Source organism: Streptomyces sp. NPDC012827, assembly GCF_042900905.1.
In the GTDB taxonomy this organism is placed as follows: domain Bacteria; phylum Actinomycetota; class Actinomycetes; order Streptomycetales; family Streptomycetaceae; genus Streptomyces; species Streptomyces gulbargensis.
In genome coordinates, this window is the sequence record NZ_JBIBBY010000013.1 from 207,066 (window position 1) to 229,604 (window position 22,539).

At 73.9% G+C, this 22,539-nt stretch carries 17 protein-coding genes; 5 read left to right on the forward strand and 12 right to left on the reverse strand.

Going from position 1 to position 22,539, the window contains the following annotated elements; translation table 11 throughout:
* Positions 1-467 precede the first annotated feature (467 nt).
* Positions 468-2,657: a catalase/peroxidase HPI gene (katG, locus tag ACFY60_RS27115; protein WP_388613964.1), complete on the forward strand. Its 2,190-nt coding sequence runs from the start codon at positions 468-470 to the stop codon at positions 2,655-2,657.
* 201 nt (positions 2,658-2,858) lie between these two features.
* Entirely contained in the window at positions 2,859-3,830 is a 972-nt protein-coding gene (locus ACFY60_RS27120) for an adenosine kinase (RefSeq protein ID WP_388613966.1), read from the forward strand.
* Here ACFY60_RS27120 and ACFY60_RS27125 read toward each other — a convergent pair.
* The 8 genes from ACFY60_RS27125 to ACFY60_RS27160 all read right to left on the reverse strand — a co-directional run bounded on the left by ACFY60_RS27125 (position 3,811) and on the right by ACFY60_RS27160 (position 12,454).
* Entirely contained in the window at positions 3,811-5,334 is a 1,524-nt protein-coding gene (locus tag ACFY60_RS27125; RefSeq protein WP_388613968.1) for a SulP family inorganic anion transporter, read from the reverse strand. The genes ACFY60_RS27120 and ACFY60_RS27125 overlap by 20 nt on opposite strands.
* A gap of 14 nt (positions 5,335-5,348) precedes the next feature.
* Entirely contained in the window at positions 5,349-5,930 is a 582-nt protein-coding gene (locus ACFY60_RS27130) for a carbonic anhydrase (protein WP_388613971.1), read from the reverse strand.
* Positions 5,931-6,000: 70 nt separating this feature from the next.
* On the reverse strand, positions 6,001-6,408 hold the full coding sequence (locus ACFY60_RS27135; RefSeq protein WP_388613973.1) for a hypothetical protein: 408 nt from the start codon (positions 6,406-6,408) through the stop codon (positions 6,001-6,003).
* 209 nt (positions 6,409-6,617) lie between these two features.
* Entirely contained in the window at positions 6,618-7,496 is an 879-nt protein-coding gene (locus ACFY60_RS27140; RefSeq protein ID WP_388613975.1) for an oxygenase MpaB family protein, read from the reverse strand.
* Between the two features lie 168 nt (positions 7,497-7,664).
* Entirely contained in the window at positions 7,665-7,910 is a 246-nt protein-coding gene (locus ACFY60_RS27145; RefSeq protein WP_388613978.1) for a hypothetical protein, read from the reverse strand.
* Between the two features lie 141 nt (positions 7,911-8,051).
* Positions 8,052-9,152 carry a glutamate--cysteine ligase gene (locus ACFY60_RS27150; RefSeq protein ID WP_388613981.1) on the reverse strand — a complete coding sequence of 367 codons (1,101 nt, stop codon included), beginning with the start codon at positions 9,150-9,152 and terminating at the stop codon, positions 8,052-8,054.
* A 197-nt stretch (positions 9,153-9,349) separates the two neighbouring features.
* Positions 9,350-10,177: an SDR family oxidoreductase gene (locus ACFY60_RS27155; RefSeq protein WP_388613983.1), complete on the reverse strand. Its 828-nt coding sequence runs from the start codon at positions 10,175-10,177 to the stop codon at positions 9,350-9,352.
* A 78-nt stretch (positions 10,178-10,255) separates the two neighbouring features.
* Entirely contained in the window at positions 10,256-12,454 is a 2,199-nt protein-coding gene (locus tag ACFY60_RS27160; protein WP_388613986.1) for a catalase, read from the reverse strand.
* Positions 12,455-12,760: 306 nt separating this feature from the next.
* On the opposite strand from ACFY60_RS27160, the gene ACFY60_RS27165 reads away from it, so the two are divergent.
* A complete protein-coding gene (locus ACFY60_RS27165; protein ID WP_388613988.1) occupies positions 12,761-13,387 on the forward strand; it encodes a LysE family translocator in 627 nt (208 codons plus the stop codon).
* 153 nt (positions 13,388-13,540) lie between these two features.
* Here the strand turns inward: ACFY60_RS27165 and ACFY60_RS27170 are convergent, their stop codons facing one another.
* The 3 genes from ACFY60_RS27170 to ACFY60_RS27180 form a co-directional block, all read right to left on the reverse strand.
* Positions 13,541-14,407 (reverse strand): RNA polymerase sigma factor SigF, encoded by an 867-nt coding sequence (locus tag ACFY60_RS27170; protein ID WP_388613991.1) that lies wholly within the window; start codon positions 14,405-14,407, stop codon positions 13,541-13,543.
* 177 nt (positions 14,408-14,584) lie between these two features.
* Positions 14,585-16,309 carry an acyl-CoA dehydrogenase family protein gene (locus ACFY60_RS27175; protein WP_388613994.1) on the reverse strand — a complete coding sequence of 575 codons (1,725 nt, stop codon included), beginning with the start codon at positions 16,307-16,309 and terminating at the stop codon, positions 14,585-14,587.
* A 69-nt stretch (positions 16,310-16,378) separates the two neighbouring features.
* Positions 16,379-16,957 (reverse strand): PadR family transcriptional regulator, encoded by a 579-nt coding sequence (locus ACFY60_RS27180; protein WP_388613995.1) that lies wholly within the window; start codon positions 16,955-16,957, stop codon positions 16,379-16,381.
* A gap of 307 nt (positions 16,958-17,264) precedes the next feature.
* On the opposite strand from ACFY60_RS27180, the gene ACFY60_RS27185 reads away from it, so the two are divergent.
* Positions 17,265-19,118, forward strand: coding sequence for a serine/threonine-protein kinase (locus ACFY60_RS27185; RefSeq protein ID WP_388613998.1), 1,854 nt, complete (start codon positions 17,265-17,267; stop codon positions 19,116-19,118).
* 102 nt (positions 19,119-19,220) lie between these two features.
* Here ACFY60_RS27185 and ACFY60_RS27190 read toward each other — a convergent pair whose 3' ends face one another.
* The gene (locus tag ACFY60_RS27190) at positions 19,221-21,263 is read right to left on the reverse strand and encodes a prolyl oligopeptidase family protein (protein ID WP_388614000.1); all 2,043 of its coding nucleotides are present in this window, start codon (positions 21,261-21,263) and stop codon (positions 19,221-19,223) included.
* Between the two features lie 241 nt (positions 21,264-21,504).
* Between ACFY60_RS27190 and ACFY60_RS27195 the strand changes: the two genes are divergently transcribed.
* A complete protein-coding gene (locus ACFY60_RS27195) occupies positions 21,505-22,530 on the forward strand; it encodes a LacI family DNA-binding transcriptional regulator (RefSeq protein ID WP_388614003.1) in 1,026 nt (341 codons plus the stop codon).
* The last annotated feature ends 9 nt before the right edge of the window (positions 22,531-22,539 follow it).

A 22,539-nucleotide genomic window follows, 5' to 3' on the forward strand; every position in this document is an offset into this window, starting at 1 on the left:
GCGCGCGCGGCGCCGCACCGGCCGCCCCGCGCCGGGCCGGCGCCCTGCGGCCGGTCCCGGTCGCGGCGGGAGGGCAGGTCACGCATATTCGGACCTTACGTCGGCCCGCCCCCGGCCGCGCGACGAGCCCGCCCGCTCCGGCGTGACGGCCGAGGACCCCGCACGGGCGGGGCCTGCCCCGCCGGTGGCCGTGCGGGGAAATCCGTCACCGCCCGGCCCGGCCGGGAATGCGCGCGCCGGATCCGGGAACGCGGGCCGGGAAAAAGCACCGGGGGACGCGAGCGGCGCCCGGTGCATTCGTCCGTCGGTTCCGCGCGGCGCTCTGCGTGTTCCCGTGCGGTGCGGTCCGAGGTGCGCGACCATACGGACGCCTGGCGCGGTTCACCGCGCTCGTGAACAGCCGGACAGACGCCGTCGTCGACAAGTGGCAAGCCGAAGGAAACACCGAGACAGGAAGAAGGCCGAACGTGTCCGCCAGCGAAAGCGAGAACCCGGCGATCCCCTCCCCGACCCCCACGACGACTCGTCCCCGGACGAATCAGGACTGGTGGCCGAATCAGCTGGACCTCCAGGTGCTCCACCAACACTCCCCGCTGTCCGATCCGCTCGGCGCGGATTTCGACTACGCGAAGGAATTCGCCTCGCTCGACGTCGAGGCCCTGAAGCGGGACGTCTTCGAGGTGATGACGGCGTCCCAGGACTGGTGGCCCGCCGACTACGGTCACTACGGGCCCCTGTTCATCCGCATGAGCTGGCACTCCGCGGGGACCTACCGCATCGCCGACGGCCGGGGCGGTGCCGGGGCCGGCGCCCAGCGTTTCGCCCCGCTGAACAGCTGGCCGGACAACGCCAGTCTCGACAAGGCGCGCCGGCTGCTGTGGCCGGTCAAGCAGAAGTACGGCCAGAAGATCTCCTGGGCGGACCTCCTCGTCTTCGCGGGCAACTGCGCCATGGAGTCCATGGGGTTCAAGACCTTCGGTTTCGCCTTCGGCCGGGAGGACACCTGGGAGCCGGAGGAGATCTTCTGGGGACCGGAGGACACCTGGCTCGGTGACGAGCGGTACAGCGGCGACCGGGAACTGACCGGTCCTTTCGGTGCCGTGCAGATGGGCCTCATCTACGTCAACCCCGAGGGCCCGAACGGGAATCCCGATCCGCTGGCCGCCGCCCGGGACATCCGGGAGACCTTCGGACGGATGGCGATGAACGACGAGGAGACCGTCGCCCTCATCGCCGGCGGGCACACCTTCGGCAAGTGCCACGGCGCCGTCGACCCGCAGTACATCGGCCCCGAGCCGGAGGGCTGCCCCATGGAGCAGCAGGGCCTCGGCTGGCGGAACACGTACGGCACCGGCAAGGGCGCCGACGCGCTCACCAGCGGTCTGGAGGGTGCCTGGACCACGGATCCGACCACGTGGGACAACGGTTACCTGGACAACCTGTTCCGGTACGAGTGGGAGCTGACGACCAGTCCCGCCGGGGCGCATCAGTGGAAGCCCACGGATCCCGCCGCGCGGGACACCGTGCCCGACGCGCACGATCCGTCGAAGCGGCACGCGCCGATGATGCTGACGACGGACCTCGCGCTGAAGGTGGACCCCGTCTACGGGCCGATCACGCGGCGCTTCCACGAGAACCCGGACCAGTTCGCGGAGGCCTTCGCCAAGGCCTGGTACAAGCTGCTGCACCGTGACATGGGTCCGGTCTCGCGGTACCTCGGCCCGTGGGTGCCGGAGCCGCAGCTCTGGCAGGACCCCGTGCCGCCGGTCGATCACGAGCTCGTCGGGGAGGCGGAGATCGCCGAGCTCCAGCGGACGGTTCTCGCCTCCGGTCTGACGGTGTCCCAGCTGGTCGCCACCGCGTGGGCCTCGGCGGCGAGCTTCCGCGGCACGGACAAGCGCGGCGGCGCGAACGGCGCGCGGATCCGGCTCGCGCCTCAGAAGGACTGGGAGGTCAACGACTCGTCGGAGGTGAAGGAGACCCTCCGGGCGCTGGAGGGCATCCAGGAGGAGTTCAACGCCGCGCGGACGGACGGGAAGCGGATCTCCCTGGCCGACCTCGTCGTCCTGGGCGGCTGCGCCGCGGTGGAGGAGGCGGCGCGCGCCGCCGGGCACGAGCTCACCGTGCCGTTCGCACCGGGCCGTACCGACGCGACCCAGGAGCAGACCGACACCGAGACGTTCGCGGTCCTGGAGCCGCGGGCGGACGGCTTCCGCAACTACGTGAAGGACGGGGAGAAGCTCTCCCCCGAGACGCTCCTCCTGGACCGGGCCAACCTGCTCACCCTGACCGCCCCGGAGATGACGGCGCTGATCGGCGGCATGCGCGTGCTGGGCACCGGGTTCCGGGGGTCCTCGCACGGGATGTTCACCGACCGGCCCGGGACCCTGACGAACGACTTCTTCGTCAACCTCCTGGACATGTCGACCGAGTGGAGGACCTCGGAGAAGGAGGAGAACGTCTTCGAGGGCCGCGACCGTGCCTCCGGTGAACCGCGGTGGACGGCCACCCCCGTGGACCTCGTCTTCGGTTCCCACTCGCAGCTCCGGGCCCTCGCGGAGGTGTACGCGTCGGCCGACGGCGGCGGGCGGCTCGCCCGTGACTTCGTGGCCGCCTGGAACAAGGTGATGAACCTGGACCGGTTCGACCTGCGCTGACCGGAGGAGGGAGGGGCGTCCGCCGCGCGGAGGACGCCCCTCCCTCCTGTCCGGCCTCGCCGGGCCGATCTTGCGAAAGCTTCCGCAACTTCTTGCGGGACGGGCGCACGGCTGCTTGACTCGGCGCCGCCGCGCCGGTCCGGGGCGGTGTGGCCGAGCGGTGGGCCGGCGGGCCGGCCCCGCCGGTGGGAGGGAACGGCGATGAACGAGACGTACGACGTCCTGGTCCTCGGAGGGGCGGGGGTCGACACGATCGTGTACGTGCCCGAACTGCCCCTTCCCTGGGCGGACAGTCATCTGATCGAGCGGGGCATCGAGGCGCGGGCCGGGCAGACCGGTGACTTCGTGGCGCTCGGACTGAGCGCCCTGGGCCTGCGCACCCATCACCTGGACCTGGTGGGTGACGACCCGTTCGGTGACCTCGTCCGGGCCTTCCACCGAAACCGGGGGCTGCCCTTCACGGGAGTGCCGGCGACGGCCGGAACCAAACGGGCGGTCAACCTCGTGGGCCCGGACGGCCGCCGGCTCTCGCTGTACGACGGGAGCCGCGCGGCGCCGGAGGACCGGCTGCCCGGTGAGCTGGTCGGGTCCCTCGCGTCGTCGAGCCGGCACGCCCATGTCTCGATCACCCACGGGTGCGCGGAGGCGCTGCCCGTGCTGCGCGCCGCGGGCGTCACGATCTCGACCGACCTGCACGACTGGGACGGGGAGAATCCCCATCACGAACCGTTCGCGTACGGCGCGGATCTGGTCTTCGTCTCCTGCGCCGCGCTCGGCGATCCGGAGCGGACGATGCGCCGGATCATGGAACGGGGCCGGGCCGGGACGGTGGTCGCGACGGCGGGCGCCGAGGGCGCGTACCTGCTGACCGCCGACGGGTTCGTCCGGGTGCCGGCGGTCGCCCCGGCGGGGCCGGTGGTCGACTCCAACGGCGCGGGCGACGCCTTCGCCGCCGGGTTCCTCTTCGGCCGGCTGTCGGGTGAGGACCCGCTGCGCTGCGCCCTCTACGGGGCGGTGGCCGGCGCCTACGCGTGCACCGTCCCCGCGACGAGGACCGAGGCGATCGACCGGGCCGGGCTGCTCCGGGAGGCCGCGCGCCTGACGGCCGCCGGTCCCGGTGCCGGTGGGGCACCGGGACCGGGGGCCGGCCCGGTCAGCCCGCCGGGGCGCTGACCCGTTCCGCGCCGGGGCGCCCTGGCACGTCGTGCAGCCGGATGGCGTCCGGGCCCGCCGTGGAGTGCCGCTCGGCCCAGTTCTCCAGGGCCGTGCGGCAGGCGTGGTCGAGGTGCTGGATCCCGGAGAGGTCCAGCTCGACCGGCCGGTCCCGGGGCAGGGACTCCAGGGCGTCCAGCACCTTGGGCAGGCGCAGGAAGGTGACGTTCCCCGAGAGTCGTATGCGCACCGTGCCCGACTCGTCCTCGGAGGACTCCACCCGCAGGTGGGAGGCGTCCCAGGCGGCCTTCGCGATGGAGAGGGCGAGTCCGATGAGCACGCCCTCGAACATGTTGACCGTCACGATCGCGACGGCGGTCGCGGCGAGCACCAGGGCCTCGCCCCGGTGGGCGCGCCAGAGGGTGACGATCCCGCGGAAGGGGATCAGTTTCCAGCCGGCGTGGATGAGGACGCCCGCGAGCGCCGGCAGCGGCACGTAGGTGAGGGTGGCCGGGAGCAGGGCGGCGAACAGCAGCAGCCAGACCCCGTGCAGGACGCGGGAGGCCTTGGTCCGGGCCCCGGCCTGCACATTGGCCGAGCTGCGGACGATGACGGCCGTCATCGGCAGGGCGCCGAGGACACCGCACAGCGTGTTGCCGACGCCCTGCGCGACGAGTTCCTTGTCGTACGAGGTGCGGGGGCCGGCGTGCAGCCGGTCCACGGCCGCCGCGCTGAACAGGGACTCCGCCGAGGCGATCAGGGCGAACGCCAGGACGGTGCCGAGCACCGCCGGTTCGGCGAGGGCCGAGAGCGCGTCGGCGCCGGGCAGGTGGACGGCGTCCAGGACGGCACCCACCCGCACCGTGGCGACGGGCAGACCGAACAGCACGGTGGCCAGGGCGGCGAGGACGACCGCGACGAGGGCGCCGGGCACGGCGCGGGCGGCGCCGGGCATCCGCCGCCAGCCCACCATCACCACGATCGTCGCGACGGCGACGGCCGCCGAGGTGAGCGCGGTGCTGTCGCGGAGGGCGTCCGCGGCGGCGGCCGGCAGTCCGGTGATCTTGTCGAGGCCGGAGGCGGGGGCGGCGAGACCCGCGGCGGCGTAGACCTGTCCGACGACGATGATCAGGCCGATGCCGGCGAGCATGCCCTCGACGACCGAGAGGGAGATGGCGCGGAACCAACGTCCCCACTTCAGGGCCCCCATGCCGATCTGGAGCAGACCGGCCGCGAGGACGATGACGCCGAGGACGGCGAGGCCGAAGGCCTGGACCGCCTCCAGGACGAGCACGGTGAGGCCGGCGGCCGGTCCGGAGACCTGGAGGCTGCTGCCGCGCATGAGGCCGGTGACGATGCCTCCGACGATGCCGGTGATCAGGCCGAGTTCGGCCGGGACGCCGGAGGCGACGGCGACGCCGATGCAGAGCGGCAGGGCGACGAGGAACACCACGAGCGAGGCGGCGAAGTCGTGGCGGAGGGTGGCGGGCGCCCGGGACAGGAGGGCGGAAGGGGAGAACGGCATCCGGATCTCCCCCCTCAGAGGGTTTCGAAGGAGTCGGTCCGCGTCCGGTACTCCCGCACGGCGCCGGTGTGCACCTCGTAGTACCAGCCGCGCAGACGCAGCCGGCCTTCCGTGAGGCGCCGTTCGACGCACGGGTAGGAGCGCAGGCGGAGCAGCTGGGCGAGGACGTGGGCCCGGACGGCGTCGGCGACGGCCGGGTCCTCGGGTCGGCCGGGCACCCCGTCGGGCGCGGCGTGGGCGAGCCAGTCGCGGACGGCGGGGACACCGCTGAGGTCGTCACCCCGGACGAGGGCGCCGACGGCTCCGCAGTGGGAGTGGCCGCAGACGACGACGTCCCGGACGCCGAGGACCTCGACGGCGTACTCGATGGTGGCCGCTTCGCCGGTGGGGCGGTCGGAGGCGTACGGCGGGACGATGCTGCCCGCGGTGCGCAGTTCGAAGAGTTCGCCGGGGCGGGCCCCGGTGATGAGCGCGGGGACGACCCGCGCGTCGGAGCAGGTGATGAAGAGAGCGGTCGGTGACTGACCCTCGGCGAGCGGGGCCAACTCCTCGGTGCGGTGTCCGAACGTACGGGCGTTGTCGATGAGGGGCTGCATGGCGGTTTCCTCCTGGCGCGTCGTGGGGGACGCGTCGGACGGGCGGGACGGACGGGGGGCGGGCCGTCTCTCAGCAGCGGAACACCTGGAGCGCGGAAGGGGTGAGCGAAGGGAGGGGACCGGCCCGTGGATGGCGGCGCGGTGCGCGCGTCACGGCGGGCTCGGGCACGGCGCCGTCCCCGGTGACGGGCGGGGACGGGAAGGCGCGGAGGGCGGCGGGCCGGCCGGTGGCGCGCCGGCGGTCGCCGTCGCGGACGCCGCCGCCCCGGTGGGCGGCGGCCAGTTCGCGTTCCTCGGCCGGGGAGAGTTCGTAGGGGGCGGGGGCGAGGACGGGCTGGGCGCCGCGCAGCGGCGGCACCCCGGGCGCGGGTCCGGTCGCGGCGACGGCCGAACCGCCGCACAGGAGGGCGAGGACCAGGCCGACGAGGACGGCGACGGTCGCGCGGGACGTGCCGGAGGGGCGGGTGGACGCGGACACGGTTTCCCCTCCCCTCGGGTGGCACGGGCGCCGGAATTCACCAAAGCAAGTTCAAGAGCAGGTCAATGGAGAGTAATACGCGCATGTGAGGACTGCCGGGCAACACCCCATGAACAGAGGGGGTTTCCGACCGGAACCAGCCTCAAGTTGACGCGATCGCATCGAAAGGAGCACGCGGGGGAACGGCCGGGCGCACGGGGAAGGGACGGTCAGACGGCCGGGTGTACGGGCGGGGGCGGCACGGCCCAGCGGACGGCCGAGGTGACCGCGCGGCCACCGGCCCGGCCGAGGGGCAGCAGGAGCCGTGTGCGGTACGGCAGTTCGAGCGGGCCCCGGGCCCAGGGCGGCAGCAGCTCCACGGCCGCGGCGGCGAGGAGGGCGTACGGCGCGAGCGCGGGGGCGGGGAGGGGCGGTTCGGCGAGGAGGAAGCGGGTGGTGGCCCGGGCCTCGGGGGTGGAGCGGAGTTCCGGTCGGTACGCGGCGATCCGCGCGGTCAGTCCGGCGCGGGTGACCGGTGGGTCCTCGGCGCCGAGCCGCCGGGCGACCGAGGCCATCGAGGCGACGTACTCGTCCTGTTCCCGGGGGTCGAGCGGCCGGCGGCCGTAGCGCTGGTGCGCCCGGAGGAAGCATTCGGTCTCGGCGACGTGCACCCAGGTCAGCAGGTGCGGGTCGGAGGCGCGGTACGGGACGCCCTCACGGGTGCGTCCGTGGATCGCCGCGTGGGTCTCGCGCACCCGCGCGACGGCCCGCTCGGCGTCCTCGGCGGTGCCGAAGGAGGTGACGGCGAGGAAGGTACTGGTCCGCTGGAGCCGGCCCCAGGGGTCCGAGCGGAACCCGGAGTGCGCGGTGACGGCGGCCATGGCCGTGGGGTGCAGCGACTGGAGCAGGAGGGCCGCCAGACCGCCGACGTACATCGAGGCGTCGGCGTGGACGGTCCGCACCGGGCTTCCGGGAGGGAACCAGCGGGGTCCGGGCGTGCCGTGGATGCGGGCGCGCGTCCGGTGGGCGTCCGGCCCCGCGACGCGGTGCAGAAGGCTCTCACCGGCCCGCCCCCGCAGATCGCCGAGGAGCTGCGGCCGCCGGACCATGAGCCCAGTATGCGCCCGGGCGGGGGCCGCCCCCAAGGGTGCGGAAGGCCTCGGAAGGCGGGCGGCGGGCGTTTCCGGGCGCCGGGCCGGCGGGCGCGCGCCCCCGAGGCGTGCGGCTCGTCCGGACACCGCGGGGGCCGCCCGCCGCCCCGCCGGCCGGGCCTTCGCTCAGGAGGTCGGTTCCTGTGTGCCGTCGTCCGGGTGCGGGGCGCGCTGTTCCTCGCGGCCGAGGCCGGGACTCTGCTTCTTGGCGGTGCTGCCGTCCTCGTCCGCCGCGTCCTCCACGGAGCGGTGCTGCACGGCGTCCTCCGCCTGGCGCCGCGCCTCCTCGTCGCCGCTCTCGCCGACGGCCTGGGAGGGGGTGGTGCGCGGCGTCTCGCCGTCGTCCTCGTGGCGCGTCTCGTCCTGGGTCATGGTCTCTCCCTCGCAGGGTCGTACGGGTCGGGCGGCCGGTCCTCGCGGGTGCCCCGGCCGCCGGCGGGGCACGCCGGGCGGCTGCCCCGCGCGCCCGGTCCGAAACGGGCCGTGCCCCGGCCGGCCGAAGGGTCCGGTGGGTCAGAGTTCGCCGGTGGTGATCCGGGCGCAGGCCCGCACCACCTCGGCGAGGTCGCGGCCCTCCTCGTACAGCTCGCGCTGCCGCTGCGCACCGCCGCCGTGCGCGAGCAGGGTCTCCACGCCCTTGACGGCCGCCTCGTGGTCCCCGCTGTCCCGCAGCGCGGCCTCGGTGTGCGTGAGGAGGGCGGCGAGGGCCGTCTCGGCCGGGGTCTCGCGCATCGTCACCGGGTGGAGGAGCGGTCCCTGGAGTCCGGAGCGGGCGGCCCGCCAGGAGGCGAGGCGCAGCAGGCCGGCGGAGAAGTCGGGGACCGGTTCGCCCTCGCGCCAGGCGCGTGCGGAGGTCTCCACCAGGCCACGGGCGAGGGTCGCCACCAGGGCCGTGGTGTCGGGTTCCAGGCAGACGTCGGCGACGCGGATCTCCACGGTCGGGTAGTTGTGGGAGAGGCGGGCGTCGAAGTAGATCATGCCGGGATCACGCAGGACGCCGGTGTCCAGCATGTCGCGGACGCGCGCGTGGTAGCCCTCCGCGTTGCCGAACGGCTCGTACGGCCCGGCGGACGGCCAGCGGTTCCAGACGCGGCTCCGGTAGCTGCTGTAGCCGCTGTCCATGCCCTGCCAGAACGGGGAGTTCCCGCTGATCGCGTTGAGGAGGTAGAGCCAGGGCCGCATGCGGTCCAGGACGGCCACGCCCTCCTCGTCGGACTCCACGGAGACGTGGACGTGACAGCCGCAGGTCAGCTGTTCCTGGGTGGTGAGGCCGAACTGTTCGGCCATCCAGCGGTAGCGGCGGCCGAGGTTCCTGGACGGCTCCACCGGCAGGGGCGAGGTGGCGAGGGCGGCGACGCGGGCGCCGGCCTGCTGGGCGTGGCGTCCGGCCTCCCCGCGCCAGCGGACGATCTCCTCGCGCAGGGCGTTCATGTCGGCCAGCGGCCGTGTGGCGAACTCCAGCTGCTCCTGGTGGAGCTCCTTCTCGAAGACCTCTTCCGCGGCGTCGTCGCCCCCCGCGGCGACCGCCGCCAGGACGGCCGAGGACACCGCCAGGGGCTCCCCGGTCCGCTCGCTGACGAGCAGCAGCTCTTCTTCGACTCCTACCGTGCGCATGGTCGCTCTCCCGCCTCCGCCGGGACGGCCGGCCCGGTTGGCCGCCGTCCCGCGAAGGTCATCCCTCGTTCCTGAGCCGCTCGTGCCCGGGAAGCGGCGGGTCATGCCCGCCGGAGGTCCGGGGCACGGGCGACTTTCGTCACGTCCGGCGTCACGTCCGGCCCGGGACGCCGGGAGAGGCACGGCAGAAGCCGGTCTCAGGGCCGGCGCCAGTCGTTCCTGTCCAGGTGGGAGCCGGCCATGGGGCCCATGCGGAGCATGCCGCCGTCCACGGCCCAGGAGGCGCCGGTGACGTAGGAGGACCCGGGCCCGGCCAGGAAGGCGATGACCTCGGCGACCTCCCGCGCGTCCCCGGGACGGCCGAGCGGGATGCCGGGCCTGTCCTCGTCCCGTACGTCGGTGTCCTCCTGGCCCGTCATGGGGGTGGCGATCTCGCCGGGGGCGACGGCGTTGACGGTGATGCCGTGCTCGGCGAGCTCCAGCGCCATGACCTGGGTGAGGAGGCCGAGGCCGCCCTTGGCGGCGCAGTAGGGGCCGGAGCCCACGCGGGGCTGGTGCTCGTGCACGGAGGTGACGTTCACGATCCGGCCCCCGCCCCCCTGGTCGATCATGCGCCGGGCCGCCCGCTGGGAGCAGAGGAACGGCCCCACGAGGTCGACGTCGAGGACGTGGCGGACCGTGTCCAGGTCGAGGTCGAGGAAGGGGGTGGCGGTCCCCGTGCCGGCGTTGTTGACGAGGACGTCGATGCGGCCCAGTTCGTCGGCGAGCCGGTCGACGACGTCCGCCGCCTCGGGCAGCTGCGTCAGGTCGAGCGGGGCGACCGCGGCACGCCGGCCGAGCCGGGTCACCTCCTCCGCGGTGGCGCGGGCCCCTTCCTCGTCGGTGTGCCAGGTGATGCCGACGTCGAGGCCCGCCTCGGCGAGCCGTACGGCGGTCGCCCGGCCGATGCCGGAGTCGGACCCCGTGACGACGGCGGTGAGCGGGCGGAAGCGCCCGGGTGCGGCCTCCGGCGCGGAGTCGGTCATGGGTGTTCCTCCTTCTCCCCCGCCGCGCGGGCGGGGCTGATGGGGTCGCGGAGTTCTCGTCGCACGGTGCCGCCGTGCTCAGAGCGCGGCGGGGAACCGCTGCCAGACGCGGTGCTTGCCGAGCAGTTCGGTCAGGGTCGCGAGGACGGCGCCGGTGTCGTCGCCGAGGACCACGCCGGGGGCGTCCTCCGGCAGGCCGGCGGCCCGCAGGGCGCCGGCGGCGCCGGGGGTGCCGCCGATGGCCTTGCCGTGGCGGTAGGCCTCGTTCAGCAGGAGGGTCACGCGGGGGTCGACCGGGGGTGTGTCGGCGGGCAGGTGGCCGGCCTTGGCGTCGCGGGAGCCGCGCGCGTCGAGCCCGGGGGTGGGCGCGCCGACCAGGAACAGCGTGTCGAACTCGACGGACCGGGCCGTGGCGAAGGTGCGCCGCACCATGAGGGGAGCGCCCTCGGCGTCGAGTGTGCCGCCCGTGGGGCCGACGATCAGGGGCACCATGCCGGCCGCGTGCACGGCGTCGTGGACGGCGCGCACCGTCTCCGTGGAGGTGGTTCCGTCGGTGACGATGCCGACGGTACGTCCGTCGAGGGGCCACTCCGCGCCGAGCTGGGAGAGCGCGGGGCTCGGTTCGACGTCGGCGAAGGGCACGGTCGCGGGAGGCACGGGCAGGCCGAGTCCGGCGGCGACTCCCTCGCAGAGGACCGGGTCGATGTTGGCGAGGACCGTCAGGGCCCGCTCGCGCACCGCCTGGACGGTGCACTTGCCCAGTTCGAAGGTGTAGGCGGCGATGATGTGCTCGCGCTCGGTCGGCGTCATGCTCAGCCAGAACTGCCGGGGCTGGCTGAAGTGGTCCCCGAAGGACTCGGGGGCGACCCGCCGCTTCGCCGACTCCGGGACGGCGGCCGGAACCTCGACGTAGGCGCCCTGTTCGGCGCTCGCGAGGAAGGGGCAGCCGCCGTCGAGGGAGTTGGGCCGGTACGGGGCGATGCCCGTGTGGACGGCCGTCTGGTGCATGCCGTCGCGGTGCATGTCGTTGACCGGGGCGTGCGGCCGGTTGATCGGGATCTGGGCGAAGTTGGGGCCGCCGAGCCGGCTGATCTGGGTGTCCAGGTACGAGAAGAGACGGCCGGCGAGCAGGGGGTCGTCGGTGATGTCGATGCCCGGCACCAGGTGACCGGGGTGGAAGGCGACCTGCTCCGTCTCGGCGAAGAAGTTCTTGGGGTTCGCGTTGAGGGTGAGCAGGCCGATCGGCTGCACCGGGGCCAGTTCCTCCGGCACGATCTTCGTGGGGTCGAGCAGGTCGATGCCCTCGAAGGTCTGCTCGGGCGTGTCGGGGAAGGTCTGGATGCCGAGTTCCCACTGCGGGAAGGCGCCGGCCTCGATCGCGTCGTACAGGTCCCGGCGGTGGAAGTCGGGGTCCACCCCGCCGGCGATCTGGGCCTCTTCCCAGACCATGGAGTGCACGCCGAGCCGGGGCTTCCAGTGGAACTTCACCAGGGTGGTCCCGCCGTCCTCCGCCTCCAGGCGGAAGGTGTGCACGCCGAAGCCCTCCATCATCCGGTAGGAGCGCGGGATGCCCCGGTCGGACATGTTCCACAGGGTGTGGTGGGTGGCCTCGGTGTGGAGGGTCACGAAGTCCCAGAAGGTGTCGTGGGCGCTCTGGGCCTGGGGGATCTCGCGGTCGGGGTGGGGCTTGCCGGCGTGGATGATGTCGGGGAACTTGACCGCGTCCTGGATGAAGAAGACGGGGATGTTGTTGCCGACGAGGTCGAAGGTGCCTTCCTCCGTGTAGAACTTCGTCGCGAAGCCCCGGGTGTCCCGGACGGTGTCGGCGGAGCCGCGCGAGCCGAGGACGGTGGAGAACCGGACGAAGACCGGCGTCTCGGCGTCCGGCGCGAGGAAGGCCGCCTTCGTCACCCGGGAGGCCGTACCGTAACTGCGGAACACGCCGTGGGCCGCCGCGCCACGGGCGTGCACGACGCGCTCCGGGATGCGCTCGTGGTCGAAATGGGTGATCTTCTCGCGCAGATGGTGGTCCTGGAGCAGGACGGGGCCGCGCGCCCCGGCCTTGAGCGAGTGGTCGCTCTCGTAGAGGCGGGCGCCCTGCGCGGTGGTGAGGTAGGCGCCGCTCTGCGCCACGCGGGCGGGGTCCTCGCCGGTGGCCTGGCCGGTGGGGCTGACCGTCTCGGGGCCCTCCTGGTCCGGCGCCGGGGGCAGCGGCGTATGGGGTTCGCGGGGCTCGTGCGGCTCGGTGGGCTCGTGAGGTGCGTGGTTCGCGGTCACGGGCGTCGCTCCTGTACATAGTGGGGATCGGACGCGTCGAGCGCGCGCCGTCCGTCCGGCGGTCCGCCGCGCGGAGGATCGGATGCGCACGTGGTTCTCCGCGTGCCCGATCATGGGCGCGCCGAACATCCCGGCGCGCACTTTTTGTCCTCTCCGCACTCTCCCCTCCGGTGCCGGTGTCCGCAATCGAGAGGGCTCCGGTTCGCGGCGGGTGCGGCGGGGCGTGGACGGCCGGCGCGGGGCCCCGTCGTCAGCAGTGACATCACCGCATGGACATGACGGGCGGTGGCCCGCGAGGATGACCGCATGCTGAGCACTCTCCTCGCGTTCCTCGGCGCCTGCGCCCTCATCGCCGCCTCCCCCGGCCCGAGCACGATGCTGATCATCCGCCAGTCGCTGCGGAGCCGGCGCGCCGGTTTCCTCACCGTGCTCGGCAACGAGACCGGCGTCTTCCTCTGGGGAGTCGCCGCCGCGCTCGGTCTCACGGCGCTGCTCGCGGCGTCCCAGGTGGCGTACGACGTCCTGCGGATCGCCGGCGCCGTCGTCCTCGTCGTCTTCGGCGTCAAGGCCCTGCTGGACGCCCGGCGGGGGCGCGGGGAGGAGAAGGGGGACGGACCGGAGGAACCGGTGGCCCGGTCCGGCGGGGCGGCCTACCGCTCGGGCCTGCTGCTCAACCTGGCCAATCCGAAGGCCGCGGTCTTCGCGATGTCCTTCCTTCCGCAGTTCGTCCCCTCCGGGGTGGCCCCGCTGCCCGCCATGATCGCGCTGGCGGCCGTCTGGGCGCTCTTCGAGGTGGGGTACTACGGGATGTACGTGTGGTTCGTCGGCCGGCTGCGGGCGGTGCTGTCCCGGGCGGGCGTGCGCCGGCGCCTGGAGCAGGTCTCCGGGGGTGTCCTGCTTCTGCTGGGTGTCCGGATGGCCGTCGAGGGGTGAACCGGCGTCCCTCGTTCGCCACCGTGCTGGACACCGCCCCGCTCGGCCGGGCCACCGACCGCTTCCCGGGGAGCTGCGGCACACCCGGGCACCGGCCGCGTGCCCGCCCTCCGACGCGGACGGCGGCCGGGCGCGGGCGGGCCGGCCGCCCCGTCAGGCGTCGTCGCCGGCGAGCATGCCCTCGCGCAGCCGGGTCAGGCTGCGCGACAGGAGCCGGGAGACGTGCATCTGGGAGATGCCGAGGCGCTTTCCTATCTCGGCCTGGGTCAGTTCCTCCACGAACCGGAGGTGGAGCAGGCGCCGGTCGCGTTCGCCGAGGCGCTCGACCAGCGGGGCGAGGGTGTGGAAGTCCTCGAAGAGGCCGAGAGCCGGGTCCTCCTCGCCGATGAAGTCGGCGAGGGCGGCGTCCACGTCCTCGGAGTCGTTGCCGACGGCGGCGTCGAGGGAGGTGGAGTGGTAGCCGTTCGAGGCGATCTGCGCCTCGACCACCTCGTCCTCGGAGATGCCCATGTGCTCCGCGAGTTCGGCGACGCGGGGGGAGCGGCCCAGGCGCGAGCCGAGCGCCTCGGTGGCCCTGGCCAGCTCGACGCGGGCCTCCTGGAGACGGCGCGGGACGTGCACGGCCCAGGTCGTGTCCCGGAAGAAACGCTTGATCTCCCCCACGATGCACGGCACCGCGAACGTCGTGAACTCCACCTCGCGCGAGATGTCGAAGCGGTCGATCGCCCTGATCAGACCGACCAGGCCGACCTGCACGATGTCCTCCATGTCGTCGCCCCGGCCGCGGAAGCGCCGGGCCACGTACCGGACCAGGGACATGTTCATCTCGATGAGGGTGTTGCGGACGTACTGGTACTCCGCCGTCCCCTCCTCGCGTTCCGCGAGTTCACGGAAGAACACCTTGGACAGTTCGCGCGCATCGCGCGGTGCGACCTCGTGCGGAGCGTCGACCACGGGCAGGCCGCCGGTCGTCTCGCGCTCGGTGTCCGTCGTCGTCGCCTTCGCCACCTGGGTCCGCACGGGGACAACCTCCTGTTCATAGCCGAACGTTGGCCTGTGACGCCTCGCGTACCCCCACTTCTCCGGGGCACTCACCCTTCTTTTCGCGAAGGGTGAGTGGAGGTGTACGCGGCGGGGCCGGCCGGGACGGTGGACGTCCCGGCCGGCCCCGTCGGCCTGCCCTCGCGGGGTGACCTGTTACGGCTTCATCTCGTAGGCGCCGGAGAGGGCTTCGACGCGCTCCCAGACGCGGCCCGAGCGGGCCTCGTCGACGACCGGGCGCCGGACGGCGCCGAGGGCCCACTCCTGCTGCTGCTCGGTGGCGGAGTCCTTGCCGTGCAGCTCGACGGCGTGCGCGGAGAAGTCCCGTACGAGCACGGCGAACAGCTCGTCAAGAACGTCCGTGTCGGGCCCGGTCAGGGCGGCCTGCTCCAGGACGAGCTGGCCGTGGACGACGAGCGCGAACAGCTGGCCGACGGCGAGGAGGAGGTCGAGGTCGCGGCTCTGCTCCTCGTCCGGGGCGGCGGTGGCGACGAACGCGCAGAGGGCGTCGGCCTGCTCGCGGAAGCGCGCCACGTTGGGCAGGTGGGCGTACGCGTCGAAGGCCGGGCGCCAGTCGTGGAAGCGCACCGAGCCGAGGCCGCGGGCCGGTCCCTGGCGGAAGAGGAAGGTGTCGTCGGCGGCGTCGAGCCGGGTGGGGACGGGCTCGTAGGCGACCGGGTCGAGCAGGTGGTTGCGCATGAACTTGAGGATCAGCGCCAGGTTGACGTGGACCGTGCCCTCCAGCTTGGGCAGGCTTCGGATCTCGACGGCCGCCTGCGCGAAGTAGTTGTCCTTCTCGAAGCCCTTGGCCGCGATGACGTCCCACATGAGGTCGATGACCTTCTCGCCCTCGGTGGTGACCTTCATCTTCGTCATCGGGTTGAAGAGGAGGTAGCGGCGGTCGTCCGGTCCCGCGGTGCGGAAGTAGTCGACGGCGCGGTCGCTGAACAGCTTCATGCCGACGAGGCGGACGTAGGCGTCGGTGAGTTCGCGCCGCACGTGCGGGAAGGCGGTGACGGGGCGGCCGTACAGGATGCGGTTCTGCGCGTGGGTGACGGCCTCGTACATCGCGTGCTCGCAGATGCCGATCGAGGCGGTGCACAGGTTGAACTTGCCGACGTTGACCGTGTTGAGGGCGGCGTCGAAGGCGGCGCGCCCGGTGTGCAGGACGTCCTCGGCGGCGACCGGATAGTCCTCCAGGCGGAACTCGCTGACGTACTTGGAGGAGTCCACGACGTTCTTCACGAGGTGGTAGGCGGGGTGACGGCTGTCGGCGGCGAAGAAGACGTAGCCGTCGGGGCCCTCGACGTCGGTGCGGCGGCCGAAGACGGAGACGAGGCCGGCGGCGTTCCCGTTGCCGATGTAGTACTTGGAGCCGGTGGCGCGGAAGCCGCCCCGGCCGTCGGGCTCCAGGAGCATGTCGGTGGAGTAGATGTCGGCGCCGTGGGTCTTCTCGGAGAGACCGAAGGCGAACACCTCGCCCTGGGAGAGGAGTTCCGCGGCGCGGGCGCGGGCGGCGGCGTTGTCGCTCTGCCAGACCGGGCCGAGGCCGAGGATGGTGACCTGCCAGGCGTACCAGTAGTCGAGCCCGTAGAAGCCGAGGACCTCGTTCAGGGCGGCGATGCGGGCGGTGTCCCAGCGCTTGTCGGTCCCGTCCTCGCCGGCGGCGGAGGAGGGGGTGAGGAAGGTCGCGAACAGCCCTTCCTCCGCGGCGAAGGCGAGGAAGTCGCCGAGCCACGCGCGGGTCCGGTAGTCCTCGATGATCCGCCGCTTGCCGCGCGACTCGAACCAGTCGACGGTGGCGCGCAGCAGCCTGCGGGTCTCCGGGTCGAAGTGCGCGGGGTCGTAGGTGCGCGGGTTGAACAGCAGCGGGTCGGTCATGGCGCCGCCTTTCGGCTGGAGGTGCGGATGGAGGGGGAGGGCGGAGGGGCCCGGCCGGTGGCCCGCCGGTCAGCTGCCGGGGGCGCCGAAGCGGGCGAGGGTGGTGAGGACGTCGTCCAGCCAGGCGATCATCATGCGTTCGTAGGCGATGCCGCCGCGCAGGACGACGTGCTGGAGCTCCCGCTCGGGATCGGGGGGTCCGTCGGGGTCCGCCGCCGCCCGGGCCTCGGGGCCGGTGAAGTCGCGGACCTCTCCGGAGAGGTAGTGGGCGAGCCGGTCGGTGTGCGCCTGCCGGTGCCGCTCGACCTCGCGGATCAGGGCGGCCGGGTCGTCGAAGGCGGCACCGCGGATCTTGACGGCGAGGTCGTGCCGGACGCTTTCGGGCTCGATGGGCGCGTGCAGCCAGGCGGCGAGCGCGTCCCGTCCGGGGCCGGCGACGGAGTACTCCTTCTTGTCCGGCCTGCCCTGCTGCGGGACGTCGCGCACGTCGATCCAGCCGTCGTTCTCCATGCGCTTGAGGACGCGGTAGATCTGCTGGTGGGTGGCGGTCCAGAAGTATCCGATGGACCGCTCGAAGCGCCGGGCCAGCTCGTAGCCGGAGCCCGGCTTCTCGAGCAGGGACACGAGGATCGCGTGTTCGAGCGCCATGGCCCCGATCTTGCTATGCAACGAGTTGCATAGCAAGGGTGCGGGGGCCGGTGAGACACGGCTCACGGAGAACCGGCGGGCCCGGGGCGTTCCGGGCGGCCGGACCGGTCCGCCGCTCCCCCTCTCACCGCACGGGGGCCGGCGCGGGGTCCCCGGCCGGGGCGGCACCGGACCCCTGGGGGCGGATACGGCCTGACGGGCGCTCAGGAGGCGGGCGGGGTCCGGCCGGCGGCGGGGGACGCGCCGGACGGGTGCGGGGGTAGGGTGCCGTCCGGCAACAGAGGTCCGCACGGGGAGACATGAGTACATGAGTGGGCAGCAGTCGGGGCGGGACGGAGCGGGCGAGATCTTTCAGCCGCTCGCGGCGGACGACCCCACCACCGTCGCCGGGTACCGGCTCGCCGCCCGCCTGGGCGCGGGCGGCATGGGCAAGGTGTACCTGTCGTACACGCCCGGCGGGCGGGCCGTGGCGATCAAGGTGATCCGGCCGGAGTTCGGCGAGGACGCCGAATTCCGCCGCCGGTTCGCCCAGGAGGTGCGTTCGGCGCAGCGGGTCCAGGGCCTCTACACCGCCCCCGTCATCGACGCCGATCCGGACGGGACCCGCCCGTGGCTCGCCACCGCCTACGTGCCGGGCCCCTCACTGGCGGACGCGGTCGTCGCGCACGGCGCGCTGCCGGTGGAGACGGTGCTGCTGCTGGTCGCCGGCATGGCCGAGGCCCTGCACGTCATCCACGGAGCGGGGATCGTGCACCGCGACCTCAAGCCGTCCAACGTGCTGCTCGCCGCCGACGGGCCGCGGGTCATCGACTTCGGCATCGCCCACGCCGCCGACGCGACCTCGCTCACGGGCAGCGGCGTCACCATCGGGACACCGTCCTTCATGGCTCCCGAGCAGGCGGCGGGGAGGCGGGTGACCCCGGCGACGGACGTCTTCGCGCTCGGTCAGGTCGCGGCGTACGCGGCGATGGGGGTGCCGGCCTTCGGCGAGGGCACCTCGCACGGGGTGCTGTACCGCATCGTGCACGAGCAGCCCGACCTGAGCGGGCTGCCGGAGCGGCTGACGGAGCTGGTGACGCGCTGCCTGGCGAAGGACCCGGAGGCCAGGCCGTCCGTGCGGGAGGTGATCCGGCTGTGCCAGGCCGCCAACGAGGCGACGGTGCTGCGGCGCCCCGAGGACTGGCTGCCGGCCTCGGTCTCCGCCGACATCACCGCCCGGGTGGCGGCCCCGGCTCCCGCCCAGGCCCCTCCCCCGCCCTCCGCACCGCCGACCGCCCCCGGCACGGTGCCCACCGCGCCCGCCTACTCCCCCACGGCCCCGGCCGGCCCCGCCGCGCCGGTCACCGCACCCGCTGCCGGGTTCGGGCCGCCCACCGGCGCGCCGGGGCGCCCGGCCACGCCGCCGCCGGGGACCGGTCCCTCCCCCGCCTTCGCGTACGCCCCCACGCAGCACCGGGGTCCGGGCGGAGCCCCGTCCCCCGGCCCGTACCCCCCGGGCTTCCCGCCCCCCGGTACCGGCCCCCGACCCGCGGCGGGGCAGGCGCGGCGCGGTCTGCTCGTGGCCCTCGTCGCCGCCCTCGCCTTCGGCGTCGCGGGCGGCGTGACCGCGTACGTCCTGCTGAAGGACCAGGGGCAGCGGACCGGAGCGGACGGCGGCGCGCAGCCGGACGGGCGCGGCGGCGACGCCTCCCGGGGCGGCTCCACCGGCCCGGCGACCGGCGCCACGCCGGGTGCCACGGCCTCCGCCTCCCCGGCCGCCGCCACGCCGAAGGCCGTCGAGTTCAAGGACATCGACCTCCCGGCCGGCTACCACCTGAACCTCGGCGACGAGGTCGTCCGGCCGGAGGACGGCGAGGACGGCGGGTACGAGCTCTCGTACGACACCGGCGACTACCTCGACGCGGAGGGCAACGGCGGCCATCTGGTGCTCCTCGACCCGGGGCAGAAGGGCTCGCTCGCGACGTGCCGCGCGGAGACCCGCTTCGCGCAGGACGTCTATGTCAAGAGCCTCTCCCAGGGGCGCCAGATCTGTGTCACGACGGGTTCGGGCCACATGGGCCTGGTCACGATCAGGGGCTTCTCCTCGAAGGACTCCCCCAGCAAGTACCTGACGCTCGACCTGACCGTCTGGCGGAACGCGGCCGCGGCGCCGCGGAGCTGACGGCCCCGACGGCGGAAGGGCTCCCCGGTACCGGGGAGCCCTTCCGCCGTCGGACCTCGTCCGCCCCTCCGCCCCCCTCGCGCCCCGGGGCCGGTTCCGTCCCTACACCCCGGCTTCCCCGGCCGGCGCCAGATGGCGCCACAGGAAGGTGTGGACCAGGGCCCGGTTGTGGGCGGCCTGTTCGTTGTCGCTCGCTCCCGCGTGCCCGCCGCCGGTGTTCTCGTGGAACAGCACCGGGTGGCCGAGGGCGCGGAGCCGGGCCGCCGCCTTGCGGGCGTGTCCCGGGTGCACCCGGTCGTCGCGGGTGGAGGTCATCAGCAGCACCGGCGGGCAGCTCCGGTCCGCCGACAGCTGGTGGTACGGGGAGAGGTCCCGCAGGTGCGGACGGTCGGCGGCCACGTCGGGGTCGCCGTACTCGGCGGTCCAGGAGGCTCCGGCGAGGAGCTTGTGGAACCGCAGCATGTCGAGGAGCGGCACCTGGGCGACGATCGCGCCGAACAGCTCGGGGTAGCGCGTGAGCATCGCGCCCATGAGCAGGCCGCCGTTGCTGCCGCCCAGGGCGCCGAGCATGGCCGGGGTGGTGATCCCGCGGGCGACGAGGTCGGCGGCGACGGCGGCGAAGTCCTCGAAGGCGCGCGGCCGTTCGGCGCGGAGCGCGGCCTGGTGCCAGGCCGGTCCGTACTCGCCGCCGCCCCGGATGTTGGCGATGACGTAGGTGCCGCCCCGCTCCAGCCAGGCACGGCCGGTGACCGCCCCGTAGGAGGGGGTGAGGGAGACCTCGAAGCCGCCGTAGCCGTACAGGAGGGTGGGGCCGGGCCCGGTGGCGGTGGGGTCGGGGCCGATCACGAAGTACGGCACGCGCGTGCCGTCGGCGGAGCGCGCGAAGTGCTGGCGGACGGAGAGGCCCGTCGTGTCGAAGCGGGCGGGGGCCTGCTTGAGGACCTCCGAACCGCCGCCGATGTGCCCGTGGTACAGCGTGGACGGCTGGAGGAAGCCGGACACGTCGAGGAAGTACTCGTCGGAGACGTCCGGGTCGGTGTCCACCACGCCGACGGCGGAGAGGGGCGGTACGTCCGCGAGGGGTTCGCGGGTCCACTCGCCTCCGGTGACGGGGGTGAGGACCTCGATGTGGGTGCTGACGTCCCGCATCACCTCCAGGACGAGGTGGTGCCGGGTCCACACGTGGCCGGCGAGCGCGGTCCGCTCGTCCGGCGTGAACAGGACCCGGGGCGTGCGGTCGCCGGCGAGGAAGGCGTCGAAGCCGAAGGCGAGGAGCGCGCCCGCGGGCTGCCCGAGCCACGGCGACTTCAGGGTGACGACGAGGTGGTCCCGGTGGGCGTACGCCTCGGCGTCCTCGGGGACGTCGATGCGGACGAGGGTGGAGTCCTCGCGCAGCAGGTAGGTCTCGCTGCGGTAGAAGTCCAGGGAGCGGCCGACGAACGCGCGCTCGTACCCGGGCGTGGTGTCGTACCGGCCCCAGGCGGAGACGTCCGAGGCCTCGGCCTCGAAGACGGTCACGGCCTCCTCCAGGGGGGTGCCGCGCCGCCATCGGCGGACCGTCCGGGGATAGCCGGCGTCGGTGAGCGAGCCCGGCCCGTGGTCGGTGCCGAGCAGGACGGTGTCGGCGTCGATCCAGCCGATCCGCGTCTTGGCCTCGGGGACGTGGAAGCCGTCCTCGACGAAGGCCCGGGTGGTGAGGTCGAACTCGCGCACCACGACGGCGTCGCCGCCGTCGCGCGACAGCATGACCAGGGCCCGGTCGAGGTCGGGGCGGCGGACCCGCGCGCCGGCCCAGACCCACTTCTCGTCCTCGGCCTCGGCGAGCGCGTCGACGTCGAGGAGGACCTCCCACTCGGGGTCGTCCTTGCGGTACTGCTCCGGGGTGGTGCGCCGCCACACCCCGCGTACGTGACGGGCGTCCCGCCAGAAGTTGTAGAGGTACGGGCCCCTGCGGGCCGTGTACGGGATGCGGTCCGAGGCGTCGAGGACGTCACGGAGGCGCTCCTTCAGGGACGGGAAGCCGGGGTCGGCGGCGAGCTCGGCCTCGGTCTCCGCGTTGCGCTCGGCCACCCACGCGAGGGCTTCCTCGCCCAGCACGTCTTCCAGCCACAGGTACGGGTCGTCGTCATCGGTCACATGCCGCATTCTGCAGGCCGGCCGGAGGCGGCGGGAAGGCGGCCCGTGGCGGGTGCGGGGACGGACCGCTCCGCACCCGGCTTCTGAGAGCGCTCTCATGAGGCGTGGTCTGCGGATATCCTGTCCCCACCCGGCCGGGTCGCCGGCGGCCCGCCGACCGGAGGTGCCGGTCCGCCGGACCCGGTGACCGGCGGACCGGCGGACCGGCACCATGAACGACGACCGGCAGACCAGACGAGGAGCGCCCGCCTTGCCCGAGCAGACCACGGGGTCCCGCCCCACGCTGGAAGCCGTCGCCGCCCGCGCCGGGGTGTCCCGCGCCACCGCCTCCCGGGTCGTCAACGGGGGCGTGGGCGTACGGGCCCCGCTGGTCGAGAAGGTGCGCAGAGCGGTGGAGGAGCTCGGTTACGTGCCCAACCACGCGGCGCGCACCCTGGTGACGCGGCGCAACGGAGCGGTGGCCGTGGTCATCGCCGAGCCGGAGTTCCGGATCTTCTCGGACCCGTTCTTCGAACAGCAGGTGCGGGGCATCAGCCGGGAGCTGACGGCCCATGACACCCAGCTGGTCCTGCTGTGGGTGGAGGGGCCGGGCGACCACGACCGGATCGCCCGCTATCTCGGCGGCGGCCACGTGGACGGCGCGCTGGCCTTCTCGCTGCACGGCGACGACGCGCTGGTGGACCTGATCGGCCGGGCCCGGGTCCCGCTGGTCCTGGGCGGGCGGCCCGCCCCGGGGACGGACCCGGCCGTGCCGTTCGTGGACTGCGACAACCGGGGCGGGGCCCGCGAGGCGGTGCGGCACCTGGTCGCGACCGGGCGCCGGACGGTGGCCCACATCTCCGGTCCGGCCGACCAGACCTCGGCCCTCGACCGGCTGCACGGATACCGCGACGTGCTGATCGACGCCGATCCGGAGCTGCTCGCCCGGGGCGACTTCACGGAGGAGAGCGGGGCCCGGGCGATGGCCGGGCTCCTGGACCGGCGCCCCGATCTCGACGGGGTCTTCGTGGCCAGCGACCTGATGGCCCTCGGCGCGCTGCGCACCCTGCGCGAGAGCGGGGTGCGGGTGCCGGAGGACGTGGCCGTGGTCGGTTTCGACGACATGGCCTCGGTGGTCGGGCGGGCCGACCCGGCCCTGACGACCGTGCGCCAGGACATCGAGGGCATGGGCCGGCTGATGGTCCGGCTGCTGATGCGCCTCCTGGACGGCACGGGGGCCGGGGTCCCGGAGTCCGTCATCACCCCCACCTCGCTGGTGCTGCGCGGCTCCGCCTGACCGAGGCAC